Annotated in this window: 22 protein-coding genes; 7 read left to right on the forward strand and 15 right to left on the reverse strand. The window is 66.7% G+C overall.

Annotation, left to right across the window (positions count from 1 at the left end; genetic code table 11):
• Positions 1 to 80: 80 nt before the first annotated feature.
• From PKE80_RS22280 to PKE80_RS22320, 9 genes are all read right to left on the reverse strand, one after another.
• A complete protein-coding gene (locus tag PKE80_RS22280; RefSeq protein WP_271184405.1) occupies positions 81 to 3011 on the reverse strand; it encodes a sensor histidine kinase in 2931 nt (976 codons plus the stop codon).
• A 148-nt stretch (positions 3012 to 3159) separates the two neighbouring features.
• Entirely contained in the window at positions 3160 to 3861 is a 702-nt protein-coding gene (locus PKE80_RS22285) for a YoaK family protein (protein WP_271184484.1), read from the reverse strand.
• A 108-nt stretch (positions 3862 to 3969) separates the two neighbouring features.
• Positions 3970 to 5301, reverse strand: a complete 1332-nt coding sequence (locus tag PKE80_RS22290) for an alginate export family protein (protein ID WP_271184485.1) — start codon at positions 5299 to 5301, stop codon at positions 3970 to 3972.
• A gap of 34 nt (positions 5302 to 5335) precedes the next feature.
• Positions 5336 to 5794 (reverse strand): DoxX family protein, encoded by a 459-nt coding sequence (locus tag PKE80_RS22295; protein WP_271184406.1) that lies wholly within the window; start codon positions 5792 to 5794, stop codon positions 5336 to 5338.
• Between the two features lie 3 nt (positions 5795 to 5797).
• Positions 5798 to 6673, reverse strand: a complete 876-nt coding sequence (locus PKE80_RS22300; RefSeq protein ID WP_271184407.1) for a VOC family protein — start codon at positions 6671 to 6673, stop codon at positions 5798 to 5800.
• 156 nt (positions 6674 to 6829) lie between these two features.
• On the reverse strand, positions 6830 to 8674 hold the full coding sequence (locus PKE80_RS22305) for an amidohydrolase (RefSeq protein ID WP_271184408.1): 1845 nt from the start codon (positions 8672 to 8674) through the stop codon (positions 6830 to 6832).
• A gap of 92 nt (positions 8675 to 8766) precedes the next feature.
• Positions 8767 to 9018: a DUF1427 family protein gene (locus tag PKE80_RS22310; protein WP_271184409.1), complete on the reverse strand. Its 252-nt coding sequence runs from the start codon at positions 9016 to 9018 to the stop codon at positions 8767 to 8769.
• A gap of 119 nt (positions 9019 to 9137) precedes the next feature.
• Positions 9138 to 9974, reverse strand: a complete 837-nt coding sequence (locus tag PKE80_RS22315; protein WP_271184410.1) for an alpha/beta fold hydrolase — start codon at positions 9972 to 9974, stop codon at positions 9138 to 9140.
• A gap of 125 nt (positions 9975 to 10099) precedes the next feature.
• Positions 10100 to 10759 (reverse strand): hydrolase, encoded by a 660-nt coding sequence (locus PKE80_RS22320; protein WP_271184411.1) that lies wholly within the window; start codon positions 10757 to 10759, stop codon positions 10100 to 10102.
• A 380-nt stretch (positions 10760 to 11139) separates the two neighbouring features.
• On the opposite strand from PKE80_RS22320, the gene PKE80_RS22325 reads away from it, so the two are divergent.
• Positions 11140 to 13866, forward strand: a complete 2727-nt coding sequence (locus tag PKE80_RS22325; protein WP_271184412.1) for a TonB-dependent receptor — start codon at positions 11140 to 11142, stop codon at positions 13864 to 13866.
• A 113-nt stretch (positions 13867 to 13979) separates the two neighbouring features.
• A complete protein-coding gene (locus PKE80_RS22330) occupies positions 13980 to 14219 on the forward strand; it encodes a hypothetical protein (protein WP_271184413.1) in 240 nt (79 codons plus the stop codon).
• On the opposite strand, the gene PKE80_RS22335 is transcribed toward PKE80_RS22330, so the two are convergent.
• Positions 14201 to 14866 (reverse strand): TetR/AcrR family transcriptional regulator, encoded by a 666-nt coding sequence (locus PKE80_RS22335; RefSeq protein ID WP_271184414.1) that lies wholly within the window; start codon positions 14864 to 14866, stop codon positions 14201 to 14203. The genes PKE80_RS22330 and PKE80_RS22335 overlap by 19 nt on opposite strands.
• A 71-nt stretch (positions 14867 to 14937) precedes the next feature.
• Between PKE80_RS22335 and PKE80_RS22340 the strand changes: the two genes are divergently transcribed.
• The gene (locus PKE80_RS22340; RefSeq protein WP_271184415.1) at positions 14938 to 15693 is read left to right on the forward strand and encodes an SDR family oxidoreductase; all 756 of its coding nucleotides are present in this window, start codon (positions 14938 to 14940) and stop codon (positions 15691 to 15693) included.
• Between the two features lie 195 nt (positions 15694 to 15888).
• The gene (locus tag PKE80_RS22345; protein WP_271184416.1) at positions 15889 to 18663 is read left to right on the forward strand and encodes a bifunctional aconitate hydratase 2/2-methylisocitrate dehydratase; all 2775 of its coding nucleotides are present in this window, start codon (positions 15889 to 15891) and stop codon (positions 18661 to 18663) included.
• Positions 18664 to 18753: 90 nt separating this feature from the next.
• Here the strand turns inward: PKE80_RS22345 and PKE80_RS22350 are convergent, their stop codons facing one another.
• A complete protein-coding gene (locus tag PKE80_RS22350) occupies positions 18754 to 19452 on the reverse strand; it encodes a pirin family protein (protein WP_271184417.1) in 699 nt (232 codons plus the stop codon).
• 122 nt (positions 19453 to 19574) lie between these two features.
• Between PKE80_RS22350 and PKE80_RS22355 the strand changes: the two genes are divergently transcribed.
• A complete protein-coding gene (locus PKE80_RS22355) occupies positions 19575 to 20504 on the forward strand; it encodes a LysR family transcriptional regulator (RefSeq protein ID WP_271184418.1) in 930 nt (309 codons plus the stop codon).
• A 50-nt stretch (positions 20505 to 20554) separates the two neighbouring features.
• Here the strand turns inward: PKE80_RS22355 and PKE80_RS22360 are convergent, their stop codons facing one another.
• From PKE80_RS22360 to PKE80_RS22375, 4 genes are read right to left on the reverse strand one after another with little or no spacing between them, the layout of a single operon-like run.
• Positions 20555 to 21184, reverse strand: coding sequence for an NrsF family protein (locus PKE80_RS22360; protein WP_271184419.1), 630 nt, complete (start codon positions 21182 to 21184; stop codon positions 20555 to 20557).
• Positions 21177 to 21773, reverse strand: coding sequence for an RNA polymerase sigma factor (locus PKE80_RS22365; protein ID WP_271184420.1), 597 nt, complete (start codon positions 21771 to 21773; stop codon positions 21177 to 21179). The genes PKE80_RS22360 and PKE80_RS22365 overlap by 8 nt, the downstream gene beginning before the upstream one ends.
• A gap of 54 nt (positions 21774 to 21827) precedes the next feature.
• A complete protein-coding gene (locus PKE80_RS22370) occupies positions 21828 to 23084 on the reverse strand; it encodes a protein-disulfide reductase DsbD family protein (RefSeq protein ID WP_271184421.1) in 1257 nt (418 codons plus the stop codon).
• 45 nt (positions 23085 to 23129) lie between these two features.
• The gene (locus tag PKE80_RS22375) at positions 23130 to 23687 is read right to left on the reverse strand and encodes a peroxiredoxin (RefSeq protein ID WP_271184422.1); all 558 of its coding nucleotides are present in this window, start codon (positions 23685 to 23687) and stop codon (positions 23130 to 23132) included.
• Positions 23688 to 23947: 260 nt separating this feature from the next.
• Here PKE80_RS22375 and egtB point away from each other — a divergent pair, with 260 nt between their 5' ends.
• Both egtB and egtD read left to right on the forward strand, forming a co-directional pair.
• Positions 23948 to 25207: an ergothioneine biosynthesis protein EgtB gene (gene egtB / locus PKE80_RS22380; RefSeq protein WP_271184423.1), complete on the forward strand. Its 1260-nt coding sequence runs from the start codon at positions 23948 to 23950 to the stop codon at positions 25205 to 25207.
• A gap of 3 nt (positions 25208 to 25210) precedes the next feature.
• The gene (egtD, locus tag PKE80_RS22385; protein WP_271184424.1) at positions 25211 to 26197 is read left to right on the forward strand and encodes an L-histidine N(alpha)-methyltransferase; all 987 of its coding nucleotides are present in this window, start codon (positions 25211 to 25213) and stop codon (positions 26195 to 26197) included.
• Positions 26198 to 26384 lie beyond the last annotated feature (187 nt).

Raw genomic sequence — 26384 nt, forward strand, 5'->3', positions numbered from 1 at the left:
CGAAGCAATCCAGGGCCAGGTAAACCGCCCTGGATTGCTTCGCTTCGCTCGCAATGACGAAAGAGGTGCGGGCAAAGCCATCACCGATACGCGATCTTCGCGGGCAGGCTCAGCCGGATCGAGGTGCCCTGTCCCGCCGCATTGGCGATCGCGAAGGCGCCGCCCAGCCGCTCGATCCGCTCGCGCATGCCAGTGAGGCCGAAGTGCCCCGCGCGCCCACCGGCCGCGCGTACGTCTTCGGGCAGGCCGACGCCGTCGTCCACCACCCGCAGCGAAAGCCGGTCGCGGCCGTGGTGGATCTCCACCCGCACCATGCCCGCCCGGGCATGCTTGACCGCATTGGCCAGCGCTTCGCCCACCGCGAGTTCCAGTTCCTCGGCGACCGGAGCGCCGACCAGCCGCTCGGGGCCGTCGACCTTGACCTCCCACGGCAGGGTATCGCCCACCACGCGTGCGGCGCAGGCGCGCAGGGTTTCGGCGATGCATTTGGGCTCGGCATCCTCGCGCAGGCCCCGCACGCGCTCGCGGCCATGGAGCAGGACGTCGTCGGCACGCTCCAGCGCTTCCTCGATGGCGGTGTGGGCGGGGGTGCCCGGCGTGGTCAGGTGCAGCACCGTCTGGAAGCGCAGCATCAGGCCCTGGAAGCCCTGTAGCAGCGTATCGTGCAGGTCCTGTGCGATGCGCTCGCGTTCGGCCACGCGTTCCTCGATGCGGTCGCGCAGGGACTGCATGGCGGCGCGCATGCGCCAGCGAAACAGCGCGTAGCCACCGAGCACCGCGCCTGCCAGCACGGCAAGGCGGAACCATGCGGTCTGCCAGAAATGCGGGGCGATGACGAAAGTGGCGGTCGCTTCCCGCTTCGCCCACGGCCCGTCGCCGGTGGCGGCGGTGACGTGGAAACGGTAGGTGCCCGGACCGAGCCCTGCGTAATCGACGCGGCGGCGCCCCTGCGCCTCCACCCAGTTCTCGTCCATCCCGTCGAGCCGGTAGCGATAGCGGTTGTTCTCCGCATCGGCGAGGCCGAGGCCGACGTAGGACAGGCTGACGCGCGTGGTGCCCGCAGGCAGGTGCGTGTTTGCGAGCGGATAAGCATGGCCGTCCACTTCCAGCGCGGTCACCGCGATCGGCATGTCGGCTTTGAGCGGGGCGATGCGCGAGGGGGCCACCTGCACTACTCCGGTGCTGGTGACGAACCATAGGCGTCCCTGCGCATCGACGGCGGCATCGTTGGCGGAGTAGGATTCGGTGCGTGCGCGGATCACGCCGCTCTGGCCGAAGCGGGCGAGCGGGATCGGCGTGCCGGGCTTCGCGAAGGCGGCATCGAGGTCCGCCTCGGCCACGCGGATGATGCCGCCTGACGATATCAGCCAGTAATGTCCGGCGACGCGCACGATGCCCATCACCCCTGCCAGCCACGGATACGTCCGCGCGCTCAGCTGCTGCGCGCGGCGGCCGTCGTAGCGGGCGAGACCCGCCTCGCCGCCGATCCATGTTTCGCCGTCCATCTGCTTGAGCATGCGCACGAAGCCGACGCCGCCCTTGCTGCCTGCGCCGTCGCCTTCGGGCCAGATGGGCGTGGTCTTGCCGTCATGGACGCGGGCAAGCAGGCGCAGCGGCTGGTTGACGATGAAGGTGGCTGGACCCGGCGCGATGAAGGTCGTCGCGGGCGGGAGGCTCTCGTCCTTGGTCCAGCGGGTGCCGTCGAGCCGGAACATGCCGGAGGCCGATACCGATTCCCACAGCCGCCCCTGCGGATCGGAGGCGCAGGCCTGGGCGAACTGGCGCTCATGCTCCAGCGGACCGACGATCCGCGTCACGGCGGCGCCGCGCACGAGATATTCGTTCTTGTACGTGAGCACATAGGCACCGACGCCCGAAACCGAGCAGACCTCGGAAACCAGCCCCGAACGCAGGATCAGCTGCGCCTTGCCGTCGACGATGCGGTAGAGGCCCTCGTCCCCGCCGATGTAGAGAGAGCCGTCCGGGCCGGTGGCGATGCCGGTGCGCACTCCCTTGATCGCGGCGTAGCGCACGACCGGGGTGCGTACGAAGCGGTGCAGGCCGTCCGGCGCGCCGCCCCAGATGGTGCCCTCGCCGTCGCGCATCAGGGTGAACATGCCGACGGGGTAGGTCTGCGCGTGGTCCATGCTCAGCGCGCCGCGTGGTACTGTCGCGAGGCCCGAGGCATTGCCTGCGATCCACAGCAGGTCATCGTCGTCGAACAGCATCTCGCGCCAGCCGTCGCCGCCGTTCAGCGGCTCGCCGAAACCGACGTCGGTTTGCGCGAAACCCTTCGCGGTCAGGCGCTGGAGGCCGTCGCTCGAATAGAACCACATCGCGCCGGTGCGGTCCTCGCGGAAGGCGGGGCCGAGGTTCATGAGCGCGGGCACCGTTTCCAGCTTGCGGCTGCCGGGGGCCAGACGGCGCAAGTCGGGATTGGAGGCGATCCAGATGGCGCCGTTGCTCTGGCGGTACATGCGCAGCAGCGGGCCGTCGACGTCGATCACGTCCCAGCGGCCGTTCACCCAATGGCGCAGCTGCGAGCCGAAGCCGCTCCAGGTAGAAACCCAGATCGAGCCGTCAGGCGCGGCGATGATGTCGGTGATGCGCCCGCGCGGCTTTTCCGGGTTGGCGCCGCGCAAGTGCCCATCCCTGAGCCGGGCGATGCCGCCGAAGGCATAGCCCACCCATAGGCTGCCGTCCGGCCCTGCAGCCAGCGCGGTGACCTGCCGGGCGCGGAAGTTGTCGAAGTCCTCGGGCTCGACGCGCAGGAAGTTCAATCCGTCGAAGCGGTAGAGCCCGTCGCCCGAGCCGAGCCACAGGAACCCGTCGCGGGTGCGGGCGATGGCGCGGATATCGGGCGGGGCGCCGTCCGCCAGCGACCAGTAGCGGCTGGCGTAGCCGGGGATCTCGGTTGCGGGAGAGGCCAGCAGCGCGGGCGCGCAGAGGCTCGCGCCGACGAGGGCGGCGATGGCGCGGAAAAGCGGGCGGGCGACACGGACGGGACGCATCGCCCGCGCATTGCATGCGCCCGCGCGGGCGACAAGGTAACCTTTCGTTTGTCTTCCCATCTTCGTCATTGCGAGCGCAGCGAAGCAATCCAGGGCAGTCTTGAACCGCCCTGGATTGCTTCGCTGCGCTCGCAATGACGAGGTGTTGTCAGGGCCGGTGCGGCATGGTGGCGGCGGGGTCGCGCAGGAATAGCAGCGTGCCGCCCAGCACGATGGCTCCGGCCAGAGCCAGCGGCAGGGCCAGTCCGCCGTGCATAAGCAGCAGCGCGCCTACCGCCGCGCCCGCGAAGATCGAGAGCACCGCGCCGAAGCGGCGGGCGAAGTTGGGCGTGCGTCTGCCCACCTGATCGGCGGCGATGCCGGTGATGGTGAGGGTCAGCACCGTGGTCGTCAGGTCCGGCACCTTGAGCTGGCGCACGGTGGCGTTGCGCAGGCCCATCGCGAAGCCGGTCAGGGCGATCACCGCCATCACGCCCGCCTTGGGTGCCTGCGCGGCGACGTCGATGTCGAGCGCGATCAGCGCGGCGATCCACAGCAGCGCGGCCTCGACCACGGCGGCCCACATCAGCCAGCGCCCGAGCGCCCGCTCGACATGCGCACGGGCGAGGTGCCCGGCGCCCCAGGCCCCCGCCATGAACGCGAGAAGCGCCAGCACCGAAGGGATGACCTTGAACCCCGGCGTCCCCGCAGCGGCAAAGCCGAGGAACACGACGTTGCCGGTCATGTTGGCGGTGAAGACCTTGCCCAGCCCCAGCACCGAGGCTGCGTCGACAAGGCCGGTCGTGGCCGAAAGCAGCAGGAGCAGGCAGGGAAGCAGGCCGGACTTGGGTGCGGGCGTAGAGGTTTGGATAGACACGGGGGGCGATCTCCTGAGTGATGCAGACGGTCTACCGGGCGAAGACCTGCCGGGTTATTGGAATAAAGTGCGTCGTTTCGTTCGATGATCTCGAAAAGACCATCAGAACCGGAAATTGCTTTCGAGGCCCAGCATCCGGATGGTCCTGGCGCTGCCCGTGTCGCGGATGAAGGCGCCGGGCGCGAAGGCGGAGACCGACATCGACAGTTCAAGTTCCGCCGTCGCCTGCCAGGCCAGCGTGGCTTCTACTTCCTTGCCGATGAAGCGTGCGCGACTGTCTCCGGCGGCGCGCACGAGGTTGCCGGGGATGTCGTAGATCCCGTCGTCCAGCGACTGGCGCCAGTAGGCCGCCGCCGCGACGCCTGCCGAGACGGTCGGCGCCAGTTGCAGGCCGATCGCCGGGTGCAGGTTCATGATGTTGTACGGGCCGACCGGCGAGAGTTCGCCGAAGTACTTGCCCTTGGGAAACAGCGCATTGAAGGTGCCGAGGCGGGTGTCGGCGGCGTTATGGTCGCCGCTCACCACATTGGCGCGCAATGTCAGGTCGGGCGAGAGCGGCAGGTCGGGGAAGGCGCGGCCGAACTCGGTGCCGACCGTCCAGGCGGAAATCGAACCGCCAGCAAAGCGGCCGAACTGGTAGGCGCCCTCGACGTTCCAGTGCCAGTCGCCGCGCTTCGCGTGCCACCGCGCGCCGAGGGTGTGGCGCGTCTCGCCGCCCTGAGTTCCACCCCAGCGCGCCGCGTCGTTGCGGTAGCCGAGGTAGTAGAGGTCCAGTTCGGGCATCGCGGCATAAGCGCCCCACAGCGCCTTCTGCGACGAGGTGCGGTCGTCGAAGCTGCCCTTGCCGGGCTGGACGGGACGCACCGCCAGCAGGCTGACTTTCGCCGTCCCGGCCGTCACGTTGGCGCGGAGCCCGTCGAAGGCCAGCGGCACGTTGGGGCCGTAGCGCGTGCCGACCAGCCGCTCGGTGCCGAGCGAGAGCATCTGCCGCCCGGCGCGCAGGGTGACGGGGCCGAAGTCGGCCTCGACGAAGCCTTGCAGCAGGTCCACGCCGGTGCCGTCCACCGGCCCGGGCGAGGGCGCGACGCTGACCGAGGTGGCGAGGATCGGCTGGGCGAAGGCGCGAAGCTTGCCGACGTGGAGGTCCGCGTAAGGCAGCGCGCGCAGCCAGACGTAGCTGTCGTTCGGCGCGTCGGCGCTGCCCCACAGGTTGTTTTCGTAGTTCTCGCTGCGGGCGCGCAGTTCGATGCCGGTGGAGAGCCAGGCATCGTCTCCCAGCGGGATATTCTTGAACGGGCCGGTCCAGTGATGACCGCGCTTTTCGGCGCTTTCGAGGTCGGACCAGTCCTCGTCGTAGCGGGTGATCGTGAGGGTCGGGGCTTCCCATGCTTCCTTCGGCGCGGCAAGGGCGGTGTGGGGGAGCAGCGCGCCCACCGCCGTTGCCGCAAGCGAAGCGAGGCTGCAAAGCCTAGGCACCTGACTGCCCCCTGCGCGCCAGCACCGCGACCAGCACGAAGCCGCCGACGAGGCCCATGTGCTCGAAGAAGGCGTTCATCGCGCCGAAGCGCTCCGGTCCTTCGGGCATGCTCCAGAAGGCGTTCGCCACCAGCGCGGCGAAGAACGTGAACACGCCGAGCATCCCCGCACCCAGCCAGACCAGACGGCCCGAGAGGATCAGCCCCCCAGCCAGAACAAGGAACGCGCCGACCAGTTCGACCGCGATGGTCAGCGCCGCCCACAGCGCGGGCGGGGTCAGGCCGAAGTGGGCCTGCTCCGCCAGCGCCGAGGGCCAGTCGCCCAGCTTGGTCACGCCGCCTACGAGGTAGGCGCTCACCAGCGCGAGGCGGGCGAGGAAGGCGGTGGGAGTGAAGTCCAGCACTGCCCCGACGAATGAAGGCGTGCGGTTCATCGGGGGCAGGCTGGCCATGGCTCAGGCTCCCTGATGGATCTCGGCGACGTAGCCGCCGGGGAAGCGCACGATGGCGGTCTGGCGCTTGCCCACTTCGAACGGCGCCACGAGGGTCTCGACGCCCGCCGCCGTGGCTTTCGCCAGCGTGGCGGAAAGGTCGCTCACCGCATAGCCGGTCATGTCGCGGCCATAGGGCCAGGGCAACTGGCCGTCCGAGACGAAGACCACCATCTTGCCGTAGCCGCTCTCGATCGAGACGCGGCGCACGGTCTTGCCGGGCTCGCCGATCTCGGCGCCGGAGGCGGTCTTGTCGTCGGCGGTGATCCTGCCGTGGGCGTAGCCGGTCCAGCTCTTGACGAAGGCATCGGCGGCGTCGGGCGTCAGGTAGACACGGTTCTCGGGCACGCTGGCGAGCGGCGCGTAGTTCGGCTTGGCGGTGTGCCAGTAGATCTGCATGTTCACGCCGCCCGGCCATTGCACCACCGAATCGCGGCCGATGGGATCGGGGAAGGTGGCGATGCGGCGTACCGCGCCGTGCTTCACGGCCGAGGCCACCGCCGCGTCGATGTCGGTGACGAGGTAGCCGGTGCGCTCGTCGCCGAAGGGATAGGGGATCGGCGTCTTGAAGCCGAACACCGAGACGGTGCCCGAAGGCGTCAGCACCAGCTGCGACTTGGTGAGGCTCTTGGTGGGCGTCACCTGGAATTCGCCCTGCTTGCTGGTGGTGCCGCCGAAAGTGGCGACGAAGCTGGAAACGAAGGTGTCGAACTGCTCCTGCGGCACGTAGACGTGGGTGGTGTCGTACTGCGCGCCGACCGCATAATCGGCGGTCTCGGCGGCATAGGCCGGGGCCGAGGCGAGGACGGCGGCGGCGATCAGGAAGGTGAAGCGCTTCATCGGGGGGCTCCTTGGGGGCGAGTTTCATCATCGTCAGGAACCGGTCCGTCTGTGCTTCAGCGGCCGGTCCAGAACGGTTTACGGCGTGATCGAACTCCCAACGATCCGAATAAAATCGTCCGGTCTGTTCGATATTCTGGAAAACTACGCTTCGGCTTAGACGGCCCAGCAGCCGCAGCCGAGCGATCCCCAGAACGTCTGGACATCGGCGGCGGGGACGTTGGCCCCCAGCGCCGCGGCGTGGTCGTGACCATGGACGCCGCAGCTGCTGGCGCAGCCACAGGCCGAGGCCAGCTTCTGCTTCGCTTCGGGCGTCTGGTAGTAGCCGCCGAACGTCGCGACCGGCGACCAATCCGGCATCGGGCGCGGCAATTCGGGGGCGAGCGGGGCGAAGTCGCCGTCGCCGTGAACCACCTTGCCGCCCAGCATCGTCAGGATCGAGCGGATGTGGACGATCTCGTTATCCGGCACCGCGAAGTAGTCGTCGGACAGCAGCGCGAGGTCGGCCAGCTGGCCCGCCTTGATCTGGCCCTTCTTGCCCACTTCGGTGGAGAACCAAGTGTTCTCGTGCGTCCACATGCGCAGCGCCTTCTCGCGGCTGACGCGGTTGTCGCCGCGATAGAGCGAAAGGCCGCCCACGGTGCGCCCCGTCACTAGCCACGAGAGCGAAACCCACGGGTTGTAGCTGGCGACGCGGGTGGCGTCGGTGCCTGCGCCCACCGGGATGCCGGCGGCGATCATGCGGGCGATCGGCGGGGTGCGCTCGGCCGCCTTGGCGCCGTAGCGTTCGACGAAGTATTCGCCCTGATAGGCCATCCGGTGCTGCACGGCGATCCCGCCGCCAAGCGCCGCGATACGGTCGATATTGCGGTCGCTGATGGTTTCGGCGTGGTCGAAGAACCAGTTGATGCCCTGCAGCGGGATATCGGCGTTGACCTTCTCGTAGACGTCGAGCGCGCGGCCGATCGTCTCGTCATAGGTAGCGTGGAGGCGCCAGGGCCAGCGGTTCTCGGCGAGCAGGCGGATGACGGGTTCGAGGTCGCCCTCCATGCTCGGCGCCATGTCCGGGCGGGGCTGGCGGAAGTCCTCGAAGTCGGCGGCGGAATAGACGAGCATCTCGCCCGCGCCGTTGTGGCGATAGGTGTCGTCGCCCTGGCCCGGCGTGACCTGCTTGGCCCACCCGGCGAAGTCGGCGAGTTCCTCCTTCGGCTTCTGGGTGAACAGGTTGTAGCTGATGCGGACCGTAAGTTGGTCGTCCTGATGCAGCTTCTCGATGATGTCGTAGTCGTCGGGATAGTTCTGGAAGCCGCCGCCTGCGTCGATTACGCCGGTCACGCCCAGCGCGTTGACCTCGCGCATGAAGTGGCGGGTGGAATTGAGCTGGTATTCGGGCGGCAGCTTGGGGCCCTTGGCCAGCGTCGAATAGAGGATTGTCGCATTGGGCTGGGCCAGCAGCAGGCCGGTGGGGTTGCCCTGGCTGTCGCGCATGATCTCGCCGCCCGGCGGGTTGGGCGTGTCCTTGGTGTAGCCCACCACGCGAAGGGCAGCGGCGTTGAGCAGCGCGCGGTCGTAGAGGTGCAGGATGAACACCGGCGTGTCGGGGGCGACGGCGTTCAGTTCCTGAATCGTGGGCAGGCGCTTTTCGGCGAACTGGTGCTCGGTGAAGCCGCCGACCACGCGCACCCATTGCGGGGCGGGGGTGTTGTCGACTTGCTTCTTGAGCATCGCCATCGCTTCGGACAGGCTGGTCACGCCGTCCCAGCGCAGCTCCATGTTGAAGTTGAGGCCGCCGCGGATGATGTGCATGTGGCTGTCGATTAGGCCGGGGATCAGGCGGTGTCCCTTGGCGTCGATCACGGTCGCTTCGGGCGCGGCAGCGCGGACTTCCTGCTCGCTGCCGACGGCGAGGAACTTGCCGCCCCGGATCGCCACCGCTTGCGCCTGCGGGTTCTCACGGTCGAGGGTTGTCACCTTGGCGTTGATGATGATCGTGTCGGTCATGCTCGTATCCTTGGTTCGACCCGCTCGGGCCGCGAGAGTTTGAGGCAGGAGCGACGCGGCGGCGGCTCCCAGAAACGTGTGGCGACGCGAGATCATGCGTCGTGCTTATCGGCGTCGCCCGGCAGGCGGCCGAGGACGTGATCGCGGCACTCGGTTATGACGAACTGCGCGACGTTGTTTTTCGTCACGAACCGGCTCGCCAGCGGCACGATCTGCTCGCCGAGCAGGATTCCCAGCAGGCCGACCAGCGCGATCATCGGCGGCGCAGGCGAACGGACGCCGAGGAGACTGTAGACGACACCCACCAGCAACCCGGCGGCGATGGAGAGAAGGTAGGCTTTCATCGGGAGTCTCCTTTTCCCCACAGTTCGTCATTGCGAGGGCCGAAGGCCCGCGGCAATCCAGCGCTGCGTGGGTCGCCCTGGGTTGCTTCGCTTCGCTCGCAATGACGAACGGGGAGATATCAGCCCTGCACGAAGGCGAGCAGATCGGGGTTGATGGTCTCGGCGTTCACCGTGAGCATGCCGTGCGAGAAGCCCTCGTAGATCTTGAGCGTCGCATTCGGCAGGATCTCGGCCTGCAGCACACCGGCGTTTTTGTAGGGCACGACCTGATCGTCATCGCCGTGCAGGACGAGGGTGGGGACGGTGATCGCCTTCAGGTCTTCGGTCTGGTCGGTTTCGGAGAAGGCCTTGATGCCGTCATAATGGGCCTTGGCGCTGCCCATCATGCCCTGGCGCCACCAGTTGTCGATGACGGCGCTCTTCACCTCGGCGCCTTCGCGATTGAAGCCGTAGAAGGGGCCTGCGGCGACATCGCGGAAGAACTGCGCGCGATTGGCGGCAAGGCCGGCGCGCAACCCGTCGAACACCTCGATCGGCAACCCGCCCGGATACGCTTCGGTCTTGAGCATGATCGGCGGCACGGCGCTGACCAGTACGGCCTTGGCGACGCGGCCCTGTGGGATGCCGTAGCGCGCGACGTAAGCGGCCACTTCACCGCCGCCGGTCGAGTGACCGATGTGGACGGCATTACGAAGGTCGAGGCGCTCCATCACCACGGCGGCGTCGGCGGCGTAGTGGTCCATGTCGTGACCCTCGCTGACCTGTGCGGAGCGGCCGTGGCCGCGGCGGTCATGGGCGACGACGCGGAAGCCCTTCGACAGGAAGTAGAGCATCTGCGCGTCCCAGTCGTCCGACGAGAGCGGCCAGCCGTGGTGGAAGACGATGGGCTGCGCATCCTTCGGACCCCAGTCCTTGTAGAAGATTTCCACGCCATCAGAAGTAGTTACATAGGCCATGTCGAATAACTCCATGAAAGGTGCACAACGGCACTCAAAGGTACCACAAGGTGCGCATAAGGGTGGAACCGGCGGCCCGATGAGAGTCGGGGGGGGGGAGACGAACCGCCGGCTCCGAACTCAGATCAGTGACCGCCTTCGGACGCGCCGAACATGGTCTTGGCGTACTTGATGCCCAGGCCGTAAGCGCCGCCCCAGACCTTCGCGATGCCGGTGGTGCTGTCGTAGGTCTCGGTGCGCGCCCAGTCGCGCTGCAGTTCGAGCAGGTACTGCAGCGAGGTCATCGGCACGGCGCCAAGCTGGATCATGCGGGCCACGGCGCGCTCATGCGCTTCTTCCGAGATGTCGCCGCAGGCGTCGGTGATGACGTAGGCCTCGAAGCCCTGCTCGATCGCCGATGCCACCGGGCCGACGATGCACACCGAGGTCCAGAGCCCTGCGAAGACGATGCGCTGCTTGCCGATGCGGTTGATTTCGCAGATCACGGCTTCGTCTTCCCAGGTGTTCATGCTGGTGCGGTCGAGCAGTTCCTGGCCCGGGAAGGCGTCGGTGATCTCGTCGAACATCGGGCCGGAGAAGCTCTTCTCGGCGACGGTGGTGAGGATGGTGGGAACGTTGAACGACTTGGCCCCGCGCGAGATCAGCGCAGCGTTGTTGCGCAGCAGTTCGGGCGCGATCGACTTGGTCGCGAAGCTCATCTGCGACTGGAAATCGATCAGGACGAGCGCGTGATTGTCGGGCGAGATCAGCGACTTTCCGGGGGTGGCTGTGGCGGTGATCGTCATTGGTAAGTCCTCCTGTTGCTGGGCGTCCTTGCCCGTCGAGATGCATTCTGAAGCCAAGCCATGTTTTCAGAAAGGCGTATAAAATCGATCCAAGTTTTCGATAGAATTGAAAAGTGGAAATGGATCAGGTCGGTTATGGCCGGCTTGGGAAAGGCTTATGGGCGGAACCGCCGCGGGTCGAAACCAACCCTTCGTATTACACCCTATCGAGGGGATAGCTTCGGTTCGGGGGTCGGTCGCTGCGACGCCTGATTACAATTTCTCACGATTTGCGGATGGGCTGCGTGCGATCGTAGTCGTAGCCGGATGGCATGACATTCGCGTCTCCCATCCCGCTCCGTCACCGCGCATTCGGCGCCCTCCTGACCTCCGCTGCGATCATGGCGCCGCAGGGAGCCGAGGCGCAGCAGCAGGCTGCTCAGACGGGCGGGGGAGCGCCGGCTCAGGTGAGTTCCGGCGACGGGGATGACATCGTCGTTACCGGCCAAGCCCTGCCGGGCGCTGTGATCGGCGACATTCCGCCGGAGAACAAGCTGGGCCAGGCCGAGATCGCCTCCTACGGGGTCGATTCCATCGCCGAACTGCTCGACGAACTGGCCGACCAGACCACCAGCATCGCCGGGCGCGATGCCTCGAGCGGGCCGGTGGTGCTGGTCAACGGCAAGCGCGTTTCGGGCGTCAACGAAGTCGGTGACCTGCCGGTGGAATCCGTGCTGCGCGTGGATATCCTGCCCGAGGAAGTCGCGATTAAATACGGCTACGACGCGCAGTCCAAGGTCGTGAACATCATCCTCAAGCGGCGCTTCCAGTCCAAGGTCGTGAACCTGGGCGGCGGCATGTCGGGCGAGGGCGGCGGCGGGCAGGGCACGGGGGCTTTCACCTATACCAAGATCCGCGACAACGACCGGCTCAACATCACCGGCAAGGCCACCAGCCAGGCCGCGATCCGCGAAAGCGACCGCGACATCACCGCCGATCCGGACAGCACCGTCACCCCCGTTGCTTCGATTCCGGGCGAGAGCGACTACCGCACCGTCCAGGCATCGACCCTCAGCTATGCGCTGGGCGCCAGCCTCGCGCATCAGTTGAGTTCGAACGCGACGGCCTCGTTCAACGTCAAGGGGACATACCAGACCAGCCGTTCGCTCGATGGACTGGCGACCGGGGAGCTGACGGTCCCGGCGGACAGCCCCTATGCGGACGGCACCGAGAACACGTTCACCCGCTATCTGTCGCAGGACCCGCTGCGCAAGGCGGTGAATAGCGGCGGTGTCTCGGCGGGCGGCACGGTCAACGTCGATCTTTCGACCCGCTGGAAGCTCTCGGTGATCGGCAGCTACGCACATTCGGAATCGGACACGCGGGCCGACAACGGCTATGACGTGACGATGCTGCAGGATGCCCTCGATGCGGGGACTGCGGGCGTCGATCCCTATGGTACGCTTTCGCCCGCGCTGCTGGGGAACATGATCGTCAATCGCGCGAAGTCGAACTCCGACACCGGCAGCGCCAGCATGCTCGTCTCGGGCAAGGTGCTGCCGCTGCCCGCCGGCGACCTTGGCGTCAGCCTGAAGCTGGGGGGCGATTTCACCGCACAGTCCTCCACGAGCGTGCGGGACGGCATGGCGAGCAGCGGCGATGCCGATCGCACCAACGGCAGCGCGCGCCTGAGCGTCGACATTCCGCTCACCAGCCGCAGCAGGGGCGTGCTCGGCGCGATCGGGACGCTCAGCGTCAACCTCAATGCGGGGGTGACGCAAGTGTCCGACTACGGCAGCCTTGCGACTTTCGGCTATGGCCTCAACTGGCGCCCGCGTGACGGGATCACGGTGATCGCGGCGATGAACCAGGACCGCAGCGCGCCCACCGTCGCCAATCTTGGCGATCCGACGGTGACCACCAGCAACCAGCGCATCTACGACTACGTGACCGGCCAGACCGTGCTGGTGACGGCGATCACCGGCGGCAACCCGAACCTCAAGGCCGACGACCGTCGCAGTTTCAAGCTGGGGCTCAACGCGCAAGTGATGAGCACGCCCAAGCTCAATTTCAGCGCCACTTACGTCAACAGCCGCAACCGCAACGCGGTGCTATCGCTGGGCGGCGTGACGCAGGCGGTCGAGGACGCCTATCCCGATCGCTTCATCCGCGACGAGGACGGCAATCTGCTCTCGGTCGATGCGCGGCCGGTCAACGTCTACCGCCAGCGCAGCGAGCAGGTGCGCTGGGGCTTCAACCTTTCGGCGCAGCTGCGCAAGCCTACGCGTCCGCCGCGCCCGCCTGCGGGTACGTGGGGCAGGCGAGGGCCGGGCGGCCGGGCCGAAACCGGCGGAGAGACACCGCCCGCACCGCCCGCCGGCGAGGAGCGTCCGGCCGATGGGCACAGCCCCGAAGACGGCACCGGCAACGAAATCACCGTCAACGGCGATCGGGAGCGCGGCGCCGAGATTCCGGGCTTCGGCCGACCGCCGGGCGATCGGGGCTTCGACGAGGGCAGGGGACCGCCCGATGGCATGGGTCCGCCGCCTGACGGCATGGGGCCTCCCCCGGGAGAAGGTCCCGGCGGCGGTCCGGGCGGCTTCGGAGGTGGTCCGCGCGGTCCCGGCGGCAGGGGCTTCGGCGGAGGCGGCGACAACGGCGTGCGCCTGCTCGCCTCGCTCTACCACACCTGGGTGCTGCGTCAGGACGTCCAGCTGACCGAGGGCGGGCCGACGATCGACCTGCTTGACGGCGGCACGATCACCGGCTCGTCCACGCCGCGTCACAAGGTGCAGGGCAGCCTCGGCCTGATCGACAACGGCCTCGGCCTGCGTTTGGAGGGCAACTGGCAGAGTTCGGCGGACGTCACCGGCAGCAGCTCGGCCTCGGGCAACCTGCATTTCGCCTCGCTGGCGACGGTGGACCTGCGTGTGTTCGCCAATCTCCAGAACCGCTTCCGGGGTAAAGACTGGGCACGGGGCACGCGGGTGAGCCTGTGGGTGGAGAACCTGTTCAACCAGCGGCAGAAGGTCACCGACGACACCGGCGCGACGCCTTACGCCTACCAGCGCGATTATCTCGATCCGATGGGTCGCACGATCCTGCTGTCGCTGCGGCGCATCTTCTGAGAGATGGGCTTGACAGATATTCTCAATCAAATAACTTGAGAATATCTCAGATCGTCATCCCGTCGCAGTCGCGCGGCTGGGTTTCGATCGAAAATATGCGAAAGGAAGCTCGGATGCCCACGTCCCGCAACGATTTCCATGTTTTCCGTCGCGGTCTCGAATGGGCCGTCAGCCTGCACGGGGTCGCTCTCGACGTCTTCGCCAGCCAGAAGGCCGCGCTCAACCGCGCGATCGACGCCGCGCACCAGATCGGCATGCAGGGCAGGGAGGCGCAGGTCCTTTTGATTGAAACCAATAGTTCGCCCCGGCCGCAGTGGGTCTTCGGACATCATCCCTATCCGCCTACGGCCTGATCCATAATGTCCGCCACGCCCGCACCGGCCGCTATCAGATAGGCGTGGCAGGCCCGGGGCAGTTCCCGCCGCAGGCAGGCGAAGGCTTCTTCGGAGCCTTCCGCCTCCATGACCACGCGCACTGATCCCCCCAGCAGCGCCGCGAGCATGAATGCGGCCGAGGCCGGGTCCGCGAACTTCGCACCGGGAGCGGCGGCCAGCAGGTCCTCGATCATCCCCGTCATGCATGTCGCGGCTCTTTTCATGTGCTGCGACATGTCGAACTCGGCCGCTATGCCGTAGATGGCCCGCGATGCGACCCGGTCCGCCATCTTGGCATCGAGCCAGGCGATGGCGAGGCCGTTGGCGATCGTCTCCAGGTCGCTTCCGGCAAGGCGCTCGGCCGCGTCCCGCATCGCGCTTTCGATCATCGCGAACTGGCGCTCGACGAGGGCGAACAGCAGCGCCTGCTTATGCGGGTAATACTGGTACATCGTGCCCACCGACACCCCGGCGCGCTCGGCGACCCGCGTGGTCGTCAGCCGCCCGACTCCGTCCGCCAGCAAAACCTGAATGGTGGCGACGTGGATCGCCTCGATCGTCACGGCAGAGCGCGCCTGTTGCGGGGTTTTCCGGGGCTTGAGAAGGTCGGGTGCGGGACGGTTCATATGCGAATTCCGAAACTGAAGGATCGTTCATATCTTGGGGTCTCCCAACCTTCCCCGCAAGGAGCTTCATGATGAACCGAGTTCTCGTTACCGGCAGTTCGACCGGGTTCGGCCGCGACATTGCCGAGTATTTCCACGCAGAGGGCTGGCATGTCGCCGCGACCATGCGCAATCCCGCCGCCAGCACCCTGCCCGTGTCCGAGAGGATGCAGGTGCTGGCGCTCGACGTCACCGATCCGGCCAGCATCGCCGATGCCGTGGCGCAGGCCGGGCCGATCGACGTGCTCGTCAACAACGCGGGCATAGGCTGGCTCAATGCGCTCGAGGGCACGTCGCTGGACACGGTGCGCGGCATCTTCGAGACGAACCTGTTCGGCACGATCGCGATGATGCAGGCGGTCCTGCCCGGCATGCGCGAGCGGCGCTCCGGCATGATCGTCAACGTCAGTTCCAGTTCGCTCTACAAGCCTCTGCCGCTGCTTTCGGTCTACCGCGCGAGCAAGGCGGCGATGAATGCGCTGACGGAATCGATCGCTCTCGAACTGGCGCAGTTCGGGATCAAGGCCCGGACCGTCATGCCCGGCATGGCCCCCTCGACCGCCTTCGCGGCGACGGCGCAGGAGCAGATCGCCGCAGCGGGCGGTTTTCCGGAGGCTTACGCGCCATTCGCGGGCGAGACGCTGGCGATGATGCAGAGCGCGGGGCAAGGCCCGGTCACCACGGCGCGGGACGTGGCGGAGGCGGTCTACCGCGCCGCGACCGATGCGGATTGCCCTTTGGTGCTGCCGGCGGGCGCCGATGCCCTGGCCTGGGCAAACGGGGAATAGGCGAATCGGGCGGGAGCGGGCATTCTTCGAGTTGCTTCACCCAGATTTGAAGCAGATTTGAAAATGCCGTTTTCCTAGGCATTCGGTGCCTTGCCAGTCGGCCCCGGTTGGCGTACCGGGGCGCCATCAGCCACTAGGCCGGTCAACGATACCTGTCATGGTGGCTCCCGCCCACTCCATGACGTAGGGATCACGATGAGCCTATACCTAGATTACCTCGCCGAAATCGAAAGCAGGAAAAATCAGGGGCTCGCGCCCAAGCCGATCGACGACGGCGCGCTCATCGCGGAAATCATCACCCTCATCGAGGATACCGGCAGCGAATACCGCGCCGACGCTCTCAAGTTCTTCATCTACAACACGCTTCCCGGCACCACCAGCGCGGCCGGCGTGAAGGCGGCGTTCCTCAAGAAGATCATCCTCGGCGAAGCCACCGTCGCCGAAATCACCCCGGCTTTCGCGCTCGAACTGCTCTCGCACATGAAGGGCGGTCCTTCGATCTCGGTGCTGCTCGACATCGCGCTCGGCGATGACGCGGCCATCGCCGCCGAGGCGGGCGAAGTGCTCAAGACCCAAGTGTTCCTCTACGACGCCGACATGTTCCGCCTGCGTGACGCGCTTCTGGCCGGCAACGCCGTGGCGAAGGGCGTGCTGGAAAGCTACGCCAAGGCCGAATTCTTCACCAAGCTGCCCGACGTCGAGGACGAGATCGAAGTCGTCACCTTCATCGCCGGTGAAGGCGACATCTCGACCGACCTGCTCTCGCCGGGCAACCAGGCGCACTCGCGCTCGGACCGCGAACTGCACGGCCAGTGCATGATCTCGCCCGAAGGCCAGCAGGCGATCGTGGCGCTCAAGGCCGCGCACCCGGGCAAGCGCGTGATGATGATCGCCGAGAAGGGCACGATGGGCGTCGGCTCCTCGCGCATGTCGGGCGTCAACAACGTGGCGCTGTGGACCGGCAAGCAGTCCAGCCCCTACGTTCCCTTCGTCAACTACGCCCCCGTCGTCGCGGGCACCAACGGCATCTCGCCGATCTTCGCGACCACCGTGGACGTGACCGGCGGCATCGGCATCAACCTCAAGAACTGGGTCAAGCAGATCGGCGAGGACGGCAAGCCGATCCTCAACAACGACGGCAACCCGGTGCTTGAAGAGAAGTTCTCGGTCGAGACCGGCACGATCCTCAAGATCGACGTCAAGAACAAGAAGCTGACCGACGAGGCCGGCAACGAACTGGTCGACGTCGCCGCCGCCTTCACCCCGCAGAAGATGGAGTTCATGAAGGCGGGCAGCTCCTACGCCATCGTCTTCGGCAAGAAGCTCCAGACCTTCGCCGCCGAAACGCTGGGCGTCGAGGCACCCACCGTGTTCGCGCCGAACAAGGAAATCACGGTCGAGGGCCAGGGCCTGACCGCGGTCGAGAAGATCTTCAACCGCAACGCCGTCGGCGTCACCCCGGGCAAGGTCCTGCACGCGGGTTCGGACGTGCGCGTCAAGGTGAACATTGTCGGTTCGCAGGACACCACCGGCCTGATGACCGCGCAGGAACTGGAAGCGATGGCGGCCACCGTCATCTCGCCGCTGGTCGATGGTGCCTACCAGTCGGGCTGCCACACCGCCTCGGTGTGGGACAAGAAGGCCCAGGTGAACATCCCGAAGCTCATGTCCTTCATGAACAACTTCGGCCTCATCACCGCGCGCGACCCGAAGGGCGTTTATCACGCGATGACCGACGTGATCCACAAGGTGCTCAACGACATCACCGTGGACGACTGGGCGATCATCATCGGCGGCGACAGCCACACCCGCATGTCGAAGGGCGTCGCCTTCGGTGCGGACTCGGGCACCGTCGCGCTGGCGCTGGCCACCGGTGAAGCGACCATGCCGATCCCGCAGTCGGTCAAGGTGACCTTCAAGGGCAAGATGCAGCCCCACATGGACTTCCGCGACGTCGTCCATGCTACCCAGCAGCAGATGCTGGCACAGTGCGCGGGCGAGAACGTGTTCCAGGGCCGCATCATCGAAGTCCACATCGGCACGCTGCTGGCCGACCAGGCCTTCACCTTCACCGACTGGACCGCGGAGATGAAGGCCAAGGCCTCGATCTGCATCTCGGACGAAGAGACCCTGATCGGCTCGCTGGAAATCGCCAAGTCGCGCATCCAGATCATGATCGACAAGGGCATGGAGAACGCGGCAGGCACCCTTGCGGGCCTGATCGCCAAGGCCGACGCCCGCATCGCCGAGATCCGCTCGGGCGAGAAGCCGGCGCTGTCGCCGGACGCTTCGGCCAAGTACTTCGCCGAGGTGGTCGTGGACCTCGACATCATCGATGAACCGATGATCGCCGACCCGGACGTCAACAACCCGGACGTCTCCAAGCGCTACACCCACGACACGATCCGCCCGGTCTCGTACTACGGCGGCACCAAGAAGGTGGACCTCGGCTTCGTCGGCTCGTGCATGGTGCACAAGGGCGACATGAAGATCATCGCCCAGATGCTCAAGAACATCGAGAAGACCGAGGGCAAGGTCGAATTCAAGGCGCCGCTCGTCGTCGCCCCGCCGACCTACAACATCGTCGACGAACTCAAGGCCGAGGGCGACTGGGAAATCCTCCAGAAGTACTCGGGCTTCGAATTCGACGACATCAACCCGAAGACCGCCAACCGCACCGCGTACGAGAACATCCTCTATCTCGAGCGCCCGGGCTGCAACCTGTGCATGGGCAACCAGGAGAAGGCCGCGAAGGGCGACACCGTCCTCGCCACTTCGACCCGCCTGTTCCAGGGCCGCGTCGTCGAGGACACCGCAGAGAAGAAGGGCGAATCGCTGCTCGCCTCGACCCCGGTGGTCGTGCTCTCGACCATCCTCGGCCGTACGCCGAGCGCGGACGAGTACAAGGCGGCCGTCGAAGGCATCGACCTGACCAAGTTCGCGCCGCAGCAGGCCGCAACCGCCGCCTGACCGAAACGGACCGGTTGAGAAAATGGCGGCGTATGCACTCTGCATGCGCCGCCATTTTCATTTTGAGGCGAACTTTCTCGAGCGATCGTCTCAGGCAGCGTCGACGAGGACGATTTCGCTGTCTTCGATGGCGGTGACACGAATTACGTCGATGTCACGGATTGCAGCGCCGTCGCGGGCATTGACGCGCACGTCCTCGATCTCCACCGCGCCGGTCGCAGGGACCAGATAGGCCTTGCGGTTGGCACCGATCGGGTACTCGGCCGTCTCGCCAGCTTGCAGCGTCGCGGCGACGATACGTGCATCGGTGCGTATCGGCAGGGCGTCGCCGTCACCTTCGTAGCCCGAGGCCAGCGTCTCGAAGTGCCCGGCACGCTCACCCTTGGGGAAGGGTCTTGCGCCCCAGCTTGGGGCTTCGCCGTTGCGAGTGGGCAGGATCCAAATCTGGAAGATCTTCGTCGTCACGTCCTCGAGGTTGTATTCGGAGTGACGCACGCCGGTGCCCGCACTCATGACCTGGACGTCGCCCGCTTCGGTGCGACCCTTGTTGCCCAGGCTGTCCTCGTGAGTGATCGCGCCTTCGCGAACATAGGTGATGATTTCCATGTCGCGATGGGGGTGGGGCGGGAAGCCGGTCTTCGGCGCGATGGCGTCGTCGTTCCACACGCGCAGGTTCCCCCAGTGCATGCGGGCCGGATCGTGGTAGTCGGCGAAAGAAAAGTGATGCTTGGCGTCGAGCCAGCCATGATTGGCGCCGCCGAGGCTGTCGAAGGGACGCAGTTCGATCATCTTGGGTCTCCGGTAAAGCGGCGGTGAGTGAGAGGGGCCGCTTCGTTGAGCCTTTTGTATGGGTTGCGATCTTTTCCGTTCAGATAGATAAAACCCATCGTTCTTTTCGAGGAAATGGAAAAGTGAGTAATCCAGGCACGCCGACGCTCGATCAGTTGACGATCTTCCTGACCGTCGTGGAAGTCGGCAGTTTCGCGGGGGCGGGACGCAAGCTCAATCGCGCGGTCTCGGTTATCAGCTACGGGATCGCCAATCTGGAGGTGCAGCTTGGCGTCATGCTGTTCGAGCGCGAGGGCACCCGGCGGCCGCAACTGACCGAACAGGGCCGTGCGGTGCTGGCCGAAGCAAAGGCGATTTCGCAGGGTGTGGACGGGCTGCGCGCCAAGGTGAAGGGCATGCTCGACGGGCTCGAGGCGGAGGTGAACCTGGCGGTCGATGTCATGCTGCCTGCCGAGCGGGTCGGTCAGGTGTTGCGCGATTTCGCCACGACCTTCCCCACGGTGCAGCTTCGTCTCCATGTCGAGGCGCTCGGCGCGGTTACCGCCCTGGTGTTGGACAAGGAGGCCGTGGTCGGGCTGTCCGGGCCATTGTCCGCCGGGGTCGAAGGCATCGACAGCCGCTCGGCAGGGTCTGTGCCGATGGTGCCTGTGGCGGCTCCCGACCATCCACTCGGTCGCATGATGGCAATCGCGCCGGGAGCAGGCCGGGACTATACGCAGCTGGTGCTGACGGACCGCTCCCGTTTCACCGAGGGCAGCGATTATTCGGTATTCAGTCCCAAGACCTGGCGCCTGGCCGACCTAGGCGCAAAGCACGCCCTGTTGCGGCAGGGAATAGGCTGGGGGAACATGCCGCTGCCGATGATCGAGGCCGATCTCGTAGCCGGGACGCTCGTGCGGCTGGCTATGCCGGACCATGTCGGAGGCACGTACCGCTTCTCGGGGATATGGCGGCGTGATACGCCACCAGGGCCAGCGGCGAGCTGGCTTCTGGACAGCTTCGTCACTCTTGGCCGGGATGACCGTGAAATGGAGGGATTGGGCGACCTCTGACGGACGCCTTCGTCAAGCCGGGTATTATGCGCTGCATACGCGAGTATTTCTCAGGCCGCGATCGCCTTGCGGCCGATCGCAATGGTCAGTGCGCCGAGCAGTATGCCGGCGGCGAGATGGCCGGCGAAGTCGATCGCCGACATCGCAATCGGGTGGCAGAACGCCAGCAGTCCGAACGACAAAAATGCCGCTCCCGCCCCGGCGAACGTCAGGGAACGGACCGGATGGAGCGACCGCGTGCGGCGCAGCGCGAGCACGGTGACCGCGATCATGGGGGCTCCGGCGACCAGCACGAAGGTGAAGCAGTAGCTGCCGTGGCCCAGCTGCCCGACGGGATGGCGGGCTATGCCGATGCTATAGACTGCCAGTCCCAACCACATAGCGAGGCAGGCCACGAACCAGCCGCTTACCCGCGCGACCCGGCCCGGCACGCTGACCGACAGGGCGGCCATGAGCGCGGCGATCCCCAGGCCAAGCGAAAGCAGGATGTTCGCGGCCGCGACCCCGGCAAGGGGGCCGGTCCAGTCGGTGCTGGCGCGATGGAGCAGTTGCGTCATGAGCCAGCCGACGCCCAGCGCAACCGGGGTCCAGCCGAGCGCCCGGCGCCAGGCCGGAGCCACGCGCCGTACCGGCGCTGCCTCGTCGCAAAGCGTGTCGATAAGGGTGTCATGGTCAACCATGTGTCTGCTTTCCATGTTCGCGCAGTCTGGTGATCGCGCGGTGCAGCAAGGACTTTACGGCGGAGACGGAGAGCCGGCTTTCCTGCGCGGCGGCATCGAGCGTCATCTCCTGCAGCTTCACCAGCTCGATCATCTGGCGCTGGCGATCGGGCAGGATGTTGAGCATCCCCGCGAGTTCCCGTTCGGCGCCGATGGCGTCGAAAGCCGCCGCAGCGCCGGGATCGACGGTGCCGGAAAGGGTTTCGTCCCGGTTGATCTCCCTTCCGCGCGACCTACCCTGCCGCCGCAGCGCATCCACCGCCCTTGCCGAGACGATGGCCGAGACCCACGGCAGCAGCGGCAGCGCCGGATCATAGGTATGGCGCAGGCGATGCAGCGTCATCAGCACGTCCTGCACGACGTCCTCGGCCAGCGCGTCGTCGAAGATGCGGCGGCGCACCCTGACCCGAACGACCGGCACCAGCGCGCGCAGGACCAGCCGGTAGGCGCGCTGGTCGCCGTCCTGCGCCCGCCGCATGAGGGCGGGCCATGCATCCTGCGGCGCGGCATTCTCCGGCGCCACCTTCTCCGACGACAGTGTATCGTTCACTCAGGGGCCACGCGGCTTCCGGGATGAACGGGCGGGATCGTATGCATCGTCTCGTCAAACCTTCTTGCCGGACGCGGCCTGCAGTGCATCGAGCGTGGTCTTCGTGTCCAGCACTTGCGGCAATATCACCGGATCGCCGCCCTTGGCCGGATAGACGAGGTAGAGCGGCAGCCCGGAGCGGCCCAGTTCCATCATAGCCTGTTCGATCCGCGCATCATAGTTGGTGGAGTCCGCCACCATGTAGGTGGTGCCGGTGCGCGCGATGCCGTCCTTGAAAGCGGCGGTGGAAAGCACTGCCTTTTCGTTGACCTTGCAGGTCAGGCACCATTCGGCCGAGAAATCGACGAAGACCGCGTGACCGGCCGCCCGCGCCTTCGCGACCGCTTCAGGCGACCAGGGCACCGGCGCGATGTCGGTCCGTATGCTGCCAGCGGATGCCTGCATCTGCGCGGCCGGGGGAGAGGCCCGCAGCGCATTGCCCGGCAGGGCGCAGAGCGCCGCGATCGCCGCCGCGCCTGCGATCGTGAGCCCTTGCAGGACAGGGGCGGGGCGACCGGCCATCGCGCGCCTTTGCGCCATGCCGTAGATCCAGCATGTGAAGGCCAGCAGCAGGGCGCAACCCAGCATCAGGGCCAGGCCCGCACTTCCGGTCTGCTGTGCCAGCACCCATAGCAGCCATGCGGCGGCGGCCAGCATCGGAAAGGCCAGCGCATGCTTTAGCGTCGTCATCCATGCTCCGGGTCGCGGGAGGCGCCTCGCCAGCGCCGGGCTGAAGGACAGCGCCGTGAAGGGCGCGGCCACGCCCAGGCCCAGCGCCGCAAAGATGGCGAGCGCGGCCAGCGGCGGCTGGACGAGCGCGAAGCCGATGGCCCCTGCCATGAACGGTCCGGCGCAGGGCGTCGCCACCACCACGGCCAGCGCGCCGGTGAGCGCCGCACCCAGCATCCCGTCCTTCCCGTCGAGCGTCTGGCCCATGCGCTGCAGGCCCAGGCCGAACTCGAAGAGACCGGCAAGGTTGAGCGCCGAACCCAGCAGCACCAGCACCAGCACGGCGACCACGAGCGGGGACTGGAGCTGGAAGCCCCAGCCCACCGCCTGCCCGCCGGCACGCAGGGCGATCAGCGTGCCGGCGAGGGCCAGCATCGCCAGCAGGGTTCCACCGAGGAACGCCAGCCCCTCATGCCGCATCCGCTGCGGATCGCCGCCCTGGCGGGCCAGCCCGAACGCTTTCAGCGAGATGATCGGAAAGACGCAGGGCATCAGGTTGAGGATCAGCCCGCCGAGGAAGGCGGACAACAGGGCAACAAGCATGACGGGGCCTCTTGGCGACGGGAAGGATCGATCGTGGGGAAAAGGTCAGCCGTGCTTGGCTTTCCATGCGCGCACTGCCGCCATCGTCTTCTCGATGTGGGCCTGCGGGTTCATGTCGGTGTAGCTGAGCAGGATCGTCCCGTTGGGGGCGATCACGAACGAGGTACGGTTGGAAATCGTCTGCTTGCCGCCCTGCATCGTCGCGTCGAACTTGGCGGCGACCTTGGCGTTCGGGTCGGCGGCGACGGCGAACTGGTTGCGGCATTCCGACTTCGAGAATTCGGCGACACGTTCGACATTGCCCGCGGTCACGCCGATCACGCTGGCGCCCAGCTTCTTGAAATCGCCGGTCGCTTCGGCGAAGAGGTGCGCCTCGACCGTGCAGCCGGACGTGAAGGCGGCGGGGAAGAAGTAAAGCACGACCGGCCCCTTCTTCAGCGCCTTGGCCAGCGAGAGATCGAAGGGCTTGCCCCCCAGCGCGGCGTTCAGGGTGAAGTCGGGGGCTTTCGCGCCTTGCGGCAGGGCGGCGAAGCTCTGGCTCGGCACGGCGGCCATGAATAGACCAACGGCCAGCGACAAGGCGAAATTCTTCCGGATTTTCATCGGCTCTGCTCCAACGGGGGGCTCCAACGGGTTCAAGGCGAAAGCGCTCTGATCGAGCGCCTTCCCATCGCTGTTCGCTGGTGGGTGGCAAAAAGTTGCGGTCCGGAAATTTGCTCGCCGCTTTTTTTAACGGCGCGGCTCTGCTGCGTATTCATTCTCCGACCGGCGCCGCTCGTCCCGGATCAAATGCGGGCGAGCGCAATTCGTCGCAATATTCGTTTCGTCATGCATCCGCTGACGGCACCGGTCGTTAGAGCGGCATGGCCTCCATGACCGACCGTTCGCCCCCGGTGGCCTCAGCTTCATGCCAGGCAGCCCGGTTCGCTATGGTCCGCGGTCTTACCGAGGCGCTTGTCGCGCCGCTGTCCGATGCCGACGCCACCATTCAGTCCATGCCGGACGCTTCTCCGGCGAAGTGGCATCTGGCGCATACGACGTGGTTCTTCGAAACTTTCGTGCTGCGCGACCACCTGCCCGGCTACAGGCTTTTCGACGACGCCTGGCCTTTCCTGTTCAATTCCTATTACGAGGCGGAAGGGCCGCGCCACGCGCGCCCGCAGCGCGGGATGCTCTCGCGACCCGCGCTGGACGAGGTGCTGGCCTACCGCGCTCATGTCGATGCGCATGTGGAACTGCTTTTGCATCGCGCCGATCTTGCCGAACTGATCGCATTGGGGCTCAACCACGAGCAACAGCATCAGGAACTGCTGCTCACCGACCTGAAGCATGCGCTTTCGCTGAACCCCCTGGCTCCCGCCTATGCCTATCCGCGCGCGCCGGAGAGCGGGACGGCGTCCGCCGTGCCGATGGACTGGCACCGGCACGAAGGCGGCCTTCATCGGATCGGCCATGGCGGCGGGGAAGCTGGCTTCGCGTTCGACAACGAAGGCCCGGCGCATGAGGTGCTGCTCGAACCTTTCGCTCTTGCCCGTCGTCTCGTGACGAACCGCGAATGGGCGGAGTTCGTTGCCGACGGCGGCTATCGCAACCCGGCGCTGTGGCTGTCGGACGGGTGGGCCTGGATCAATGCAGAGGGGCTGACGGCGCCGCTCTACTGGCGCGAGGACATGGCCTTCACGCTGTCCGGTCTCCAGCCGATCCTGCCCGATGCGCCGGTTGCGCATGTCTCGTTCTATGAGGCCGACGCCTTCGCCACCTGGGCGGGGCACCGCCTGCCGACCGAATTCGAATGGGAAGTCGCGGCGGCGGGGCATGATCCGTCGGTTGGCGTCCAACTCGACGCGGGGGCCGGAGCGTTCGGAATCCACCCCCAAGGTTCGCCCGGGCTGTTCGGGGACTGCTGGCAATGGACCCGCTCCGCCTACCTGCCGTATCCGCGCTTCCGCCCTGCGGCGGGCGCGGTGGGTGAGTACAACGGCAAGTTCATGTCCGGGCAGTGCGTGCTCAAGGGCGCCAGCTGCGCAACGCCGCGCGGGCACTCGCGCGCCACGTACCGCAATTTCTTTCCCCCCGACAAGCGCTGGCAGTTCACCGGCGTGCGCCTCGCTAAGGACTTGTAGACCATGGCCACCGCCGTCCGCGAACTGATCGATACCTCCCGCGATGCCCTGCGCGCGCAGTTCCGCCGCGACGTGCTGACCGGCCTCTCGCAGCCGCGCAAGGCGATCCCGGCGCGCTGGTTCTACGACCATCGCGGCAGCCAGTTGTTCGAGGAGATCACGCGGCTGCCCGAATACTATCCTACCCGCGTCGAGACCGGCATCCTCATGGCCCACGCCACGCGGATCGGGCGCATGGTCGGATCACGGCATCACGTCGTCGTGGAGTTCGGCGCGGGCAGCGCGACCAAGACGCCGTTGCTGCTCGATGCGATCTGGACCGCCGCTTACGTGCCGATCGACATTTCGGGTACATTCCTTTCCGAATCCTGCGAGGCGCTGGCGGCGCGCTATCCCGACCTGCCGATCCACCCGGTCGAGGCGGACTTCAGCGTGCCCACCGCGCTGCCCGCCGAAGTGGGCGATCATCGGCGCCTGGGCTTCTTTCCCGGCTCCACGATCGGCAACATGGAGCCGATGGCGGCCGCCGACTTGCTGCGTTCGATGCGCGAGACGCTGGGCGCGGGCAGCCTGTTGTTGATCGGCTTCGACCGCATCAAGGCGGAGGCGGAACTCGTCCGCGCCTACGACGATGCGCAAGGCGTGACGGCGGCGTTCAACCTCAATCTGGCGGAGCGCATCAACCAGGAGCTTGGCGGCACGATTCCGCGTGACGGGGTTGCGCACCGGGCGGTCTGGAACGACGATCGCGCCCGGATCGAGATGCACATCGCGGCGACGCGCGACATCGATTTCGAGGTCTGCGGTCGCTCTTTCACGATGGCGGCGGGCGAGACGATCCACACCGAAAACAGCCACAAGTACGATCCGCGCAGCGCCGACACGCTGCTGCTGGCAGGGGGCTGGGAACCGCTGCAGGGCTTCGGCGATGCGGATGACAAGTTCATGGTCATCCTCGCCCGCGCGATCGGCGATGACCTCACCGCCTGACGGTGGAAACGGGCTGAGCGCGTTGCCAGTTTAAGGCGAAGTCACGGTCCGAGCTGCCTCAACGGGGGGGCGGGGCGGTCTCGCGTGCCTGGGCCGGCATCCCAGTTGGCCGATGTCGGTGCACGGTGCTAGGGGCGCAGGAGCAGCACGGGCTTCCAGCCCGGGCAACCAGCACAGGAACCCAATT

It is taken from the genome of Novosphingobium resinovorum, from assembly GCF_027922145.1.
GTDB lineage: Bacteria > Pseudomonadota > Alphaproteobacteria > Sphingomonadales > Sphingomonadaceae > Novosphingobium > Novosphingobium resinovorum.